Origin of the sequence: Iodobacter sp. CM08 (genome assembly GCF_033446605.1) — a bacterium.
In the GTDB taxonomy this organism is placed as follows: Bacteria; Pseudomonadota; Gammaproteobacteria; order Burkholderiales; family Chitinibacteraceae; genus Iodobacter.
This window is the reverse complement of record NZ_JAWQUO010000079.1, coordinates 1-4917: the sequence shown is the minus strand read 5'-3', so window position 1 is coordinate 4917 and position 4917 is coordinate 1. Positions and strand designations below refer to the sequence as shown.

General features: G+C 44.2%; 4 protein-coding genes and 1 pseudogene. All 5 read left to right on the top strand.

Going from position 1 to position 4917, the window contains the following annotated elements; all coding sequences use genetic code 11:
* Positions 1-104: 104 nt before the first annotated feature.
* The 5 genes and pseudogenes from R6242_RS21945 to R6242_RS21925 all read left to right on the top strand — a co-directional run bounded on the left by R6242_RS21945 (position 105) and on the right by R6242_RS21925 (position 3965).
* On the top strand, positions 105-263 hold the full coding sequence (locus tag R6242_RS21945; protein WP_318430980.1) for a hypothetical protein: 159 nt from the start codon (positions 105-107) through the stop codon (positions 261-263).
* A gap of 528 nt (positions 264-791) precedes the next feature.
* Positions 792-2249 (top strand): hypothetical protein, encoded by a 1458-nt coding sequence (locus tag R6242_RS21940; protein ID WP_318430978.1) that lies wholly within the window; start codon positions 792-794, stop codon positions 2247-2249.
* A 67-nt stretch (positions 2250-2316) separates the two neighbouring features.
* Positions 2317-2898, top strand: a complete 582-nt coding sequence (locus tag R6242_RS21935) for a nucleotidyltransferase family protein (RefSeq protein WP_318430976.1) — start codon at positions 2317-2319, stop codon at positions 2896-2898.
* A 53-nt stretch (positions 2899-2951) separates the two neighbouring features.
* Positions 2952-3239 (top strand): hypothetical protein, encoded by a 288-nt coding sequence (locus R6242_RS21930; RefSeq protein WP_318430974.1) that lies wholly within the window; start codon positions 2952-2954, stop codon positions 3237-3239.
* A 102-nt stretch (positions 3240-3341) separates the two neighbouring features.
* Positions 3342-3965: pseudogene (locus R6242_RS21925) on the top strand (HAD-IA family hydrolase).
* Positions 3966-4917 lie beyond the last annotated feature (952 nt).

Genomic DNA, 4917 nt, shown 5'->3' with positions numbered 1-4917 from the left:
ACAATCGGATCCGTCGCCATTCGCGTCTGAACGACGAGGCACCAGCGGTATTTGCTAAGCAGTTTGAGCTAGAAAATTAGAAATAAACCCAAAGCGTGGTGTCCGTGATTGACGCAGCCCTCAGTAGCCTCGCAGACAATAAGTGCGAAGGCATGGCGGGCTTCACCACCATTTGGCAACTCTCTGAGGAAAAGTGGAAAATGACCCGCGTGCTCAGCTATAGGCATCGCCAAATAAAGCCTTCTCGCTTAGGCACGCAGTAATACAAGCCCCCCAAGCGCAACATGCGCATCCCAAAACTCAGCGGGCTTGTGATGCCATTTGGGAACAGCGGCATAAATACGATCCTGCCGCCCACAAGCCATGCGGGCTTGGCTAGAAATAATCAGCCAAAGAACTTTACAAAGGCTTGATGCATTCAAAACAACTAGAAAAATCCTACCGTTGTTAAATCAACCATGCTATCTAATCCTTGCCGCAGAAAAAAAAAGGTTTAACTATGCAGAAAAAAAATCTACAACATTTAATTTATTCATATTCTGCTTATCATCAATAATTAATTAATTTCAAATTCATTTATACAAAGAGTTGGCGTATGATTTTCGCCAAGAAAAAACTTAGCTTTCCCCTCTTCCAATTTCCCCTTTTATATCAATCAAGTATCTGTTTACACTGGCATTAAAAACACTCAACACTTCAATTAAAAAAAATGCAAGCGCTCTAACACCTTATTCATTTACTCCTTTACTGCGGCCTATAATTAACCATTCCACCCATAAAAGATGATTAAGATGAAAACTAAACTACTTGTACTCTGCCTACTTGCAATCGGGGCTGGCCACGCAAAAGATATCAATAATAACTACACGCAAACCAAGCAATACTATTCGCAATTAATCAGCGCCCACACACCCAATACGGCAGAGCTGGGGCTATTGATGAATATGCTGCCTAAGGGTGCTGATTTACATCACCATTATTCTGGCGCTATTTATGCTGAAACCTATCTAGAATGGGTAGGCCGACAAAAATTTTGCATTTATAGCGAAGACAATGCCGCACTCAACGCTCAAAAATTTCATATCAACACCAGCCCTAGCGAAGCAAGTAGCAAAATTTGCCTAAGCGCCGATGCCACCCGCCAAAATAATGCTTTTTATCGTGAATTACTGCAAAAATGGTCGGATAAAGATTTCAGCAACCATAGCCATGATCAGCCCGCCCCCGATCAAAACTTCTTTAATACCTTCTTCTATTTTATGCCCGTTGCCAGCTATGCCATGCACGAAGGCTTTCAATCTTTAAAAGAGCGTGCGCAGGCAGAAAACGTACAATACTTAGAAACCATGGTCGATTTGGCCCCTGGTATCAGCAATAAAGAATTAGACCAAGAAGTAAACCAGTTAGTACAAAACCCAAACAATGCTGAAGCCATTTTTGCCCGTTACGCCGATTTTATGGCGCAAGACGCCACCAGCCAGCAGCAAATTAGCGCCTATATCAAAACTATGGAAGACGCCGCCAAAGGCATTGATAGCAGCGATTTTAAGTTACGCGTGCAAGCCTATGTATTGCGTAATTTATCCCCATCGCTGGTCTTTAGCCAAATGTATTCCGCTTTTGCCGCAGATAAAGCCAGCGATTTAATTGTGGCCGTTAATATTGTCGGGCCAGAAAATGAACACGTTGCGATGCGTGATTATGATTTGCATATGCAGATGTTTAAATTCTTTAAAAAACGTTACCCAGATAGCAAGCTAGCCCTGCACGCAGGTGAATTAGCGCTAGGCATGGTGCCGCCAGAAGGATTAAAGAATCATATTAATGACGCAGTACAAATCGCTGGCGCAAATCGTATCGGCCACGGCATTGATATTACCCACGAGAAAAATGCCGATCTTCTTTTAAAGAAACTAAAAGAAAAAGATATTGCGGTAGAAGTTAACCTCAGCAGTAATGAGTTTATTCTTGGGGTAAAAAACGAAGCGCACCCTATTCAAGTTTACCGCCGCCACGGTGTGCCCTTTGTAATATCCAGCGATGATCCTGGAGTATCGCGCAATAATCTCAGCGGCGAATACCTACTCTACGCCAGCCGCTACAAACCATCTTACGACGAGCTAAAAAATACGGCCATGAATAGCATCCAGTATTCATTTTTAGGCCAAGCAGAGAAAAAAACCGAAATGCAGGCGTTAAAACAACGCTTTGATGAATTTGAAGCAAAAGTTGCAAAGATGATTAAATAATCCACCCCATCAGCGCTACTGCAATAAAATGCAGTAGCGCTTTTTAAGATGAGGGGACAACGCCACCATGCAAGCAAAATTTCTTGCCGACGTACTACAAAATAGCAATAACGCAAAAATCATTGCGCGCTGGGATGATTTAGGGCTTAAAGAGGGCTGGCTAGTGGCTGGCTGTCTTTTCCAAACCATTTGGAACACGCTCTCAGGCCAAGCCCCCGAAAGCCACATTAAGGACTACGATTTCTTTTACTTCGATGCAACAGATCTCAGCGCAGCGGCGGAGTATAAAGTTCAGCAGCATGTGGAGGCGGTATTGGCAGACCTAAATATCCGCGTAGAAGTAGCCAACCAAGCCCGTGTGCATTGCTGGTACGAAGCAGACTTCGGCCATCCCTATCCTCCTTTAAGTAGCAGCAAAGAAGGCATTGATCGCTTTCTTATTCCGGCAACCTGCGTGGGCATCAACAATCAAGAAGTGTACGCACCCAATGGCCTTCAGCTATTATACCAAGGCCTGCTTACACCTAACCCCATCACCCCACACGAGCCCTTGTTTACCAAGAAAGCCGCGTCTTACCAGCAACGCTGGCCTTGGTTGCGTATTCAACAATCGCCATCAATAACCCATTCAACAATCTCAATACAATAAGTTTGCTTACTCATCAAAACTTAAGCATAAAATGACTATCGGACGACTTATTCATGCATACAATCATCAAGCAATCCGCTATTTTTCTCATTAAAACAATAATTTTTTCTATTGTTTTTGGCATTATATGGATCTGCTTAATACGGCCAACCGCTCCCCCTGAAGCTTCAGCAGAGTCGGCAAATCAAACATTAGCAATGAAGAAATATGTGGAGCAAGCCACTAAGGCCGAAGAGCAGCAGCAACGAGCAGATTTACTACTTACAAAACAAGAGCAACAATCCCAACGATTAGATGCAATTTTATCTATCTGGGAAAAACAAACTAAAATTGCCAAGTAAGGCTTATCCAATACCATTAACTTAAGCCTCAGTGCGTTACGACTAAGACATTGTCCTTAAGTTGATAGAATTGAGGCACCCTTCTAAAATCAGGCCTACCATATGGTTCAGTTGCTCGTGATTTTTGATCTTGACGGCACACTGGTTGATAACGAGCCCCTCTGCAACCAAGCTTTTCTCGACCTGCTTCCTTCGCTAAGCGAAACAGTCGTGTCCCTGGTTAACCGTTACCGAGGGAAGAAACTTGCGGAGATTCTTAGCGATATCGAAAATAAACTGGGTCACTCATTGCCAGAAGGGTTTGAAGTCCGTTACCGCCAGCGTGTAGCGGATTTATTTGCGACGGAGTTAAAGCCAATGCGGGGTGTACCTGAAATGCTAGGGCAAATCCAGCACCCATGATGCATAGCATCCAGCGGGCCTACTGAAAAAATCAGGCATGCTCTTGCCATTACGGGACTTGCGGCACATTTTGGCGAAAGGCTATTTAGCTCTTACCTCGTCAAATCATGGAAGCCCGACCCTGCTTTATTTTTGCATGCCGCAGCCACGCTAGGCTTTGCTCCTGAACAATGTGTTGTAGTAGAGGATAGCCCTGTCGGCCTCAAAGCCGCCGCTGCTGGCATGCAAGCGCTTCACTACGCCCCACACTTAGTAGCGCAAGGCAATACGTTTTCAAGCATGCTGGCACTACCCTCGATTCTCGAGCAAATTGCAACTGCATAAGTGGCCTAAGTAGTAAATTACAAGTTTTCATGAATTTTAAACGGGCTAAAGAAGCGTCACCCCAAGTGTTTTTGTCGAGGATCTAGTCGCGTAGCTGGATTCCCGCCTGCGCGGGAATGACGATACTGATTCCCGAAAGACTCAATAACTTAAAAACTCAGCACTTAGCACTTAGCACTTAGCACTTAGCACGACTTAATACCCCTTTTCCAAACAGAAGCACGCTTTGTGCATCAAGTAAGGTAATGAGTAAAGACAGCAGCTTTTTTACTTCTAATACCTAGAGCGCAGAAAATGATTTCAAGCCAATTTGTGGCATTACTCAACAAAAACCACGCTGTTGCAGCCCAAATTCATGCGGTGTAAATGGCTGCATACGGCCAAGAGGCAGCGGCCTGTTGGAGAGAACTCTATCGCTTTTTGACCAATGTAACTTCACAGTTTCCACTGAGGCGAAAAATATCCCCGCAGTGCCGCTTTACAGTTTTTTTTGGCTTTATCGAAACACGAAGATGGCTTGCCAACCCTGACAATATTGAATTAATTGAGCTAAGTAAGATACGTTTCAAGCCTTTACCCAAATTAACAAAACCAAGGGAAAAATAGTATTTATCCATAAAAACAGCTTATTACTGAATAACTTTAGTCAAGGAATTCACATTCAAACCTCAAAAGCGATCACCTCTCCACCTGCAGCCAACACACCAAAAATTCGCACCGCAACACCTGCGGACTATCCAGCCATTCAATCCATCTATATGGAATGCAGAAACGCAGCCGAGTGGCTTCCCGCATCCGGCCGATTAACAAGTAATTTTGCGCAAACATCTACCTGATTATGTCTCTTGCTCAATTAAGGCTTGAAATACCCCTCTTGGACAAGGTTTAGCCTGCATCACGGCTTTGAGTAATCGAGGAATCAGAGCGCACAGGTCTGCTCGACGATTGAAAC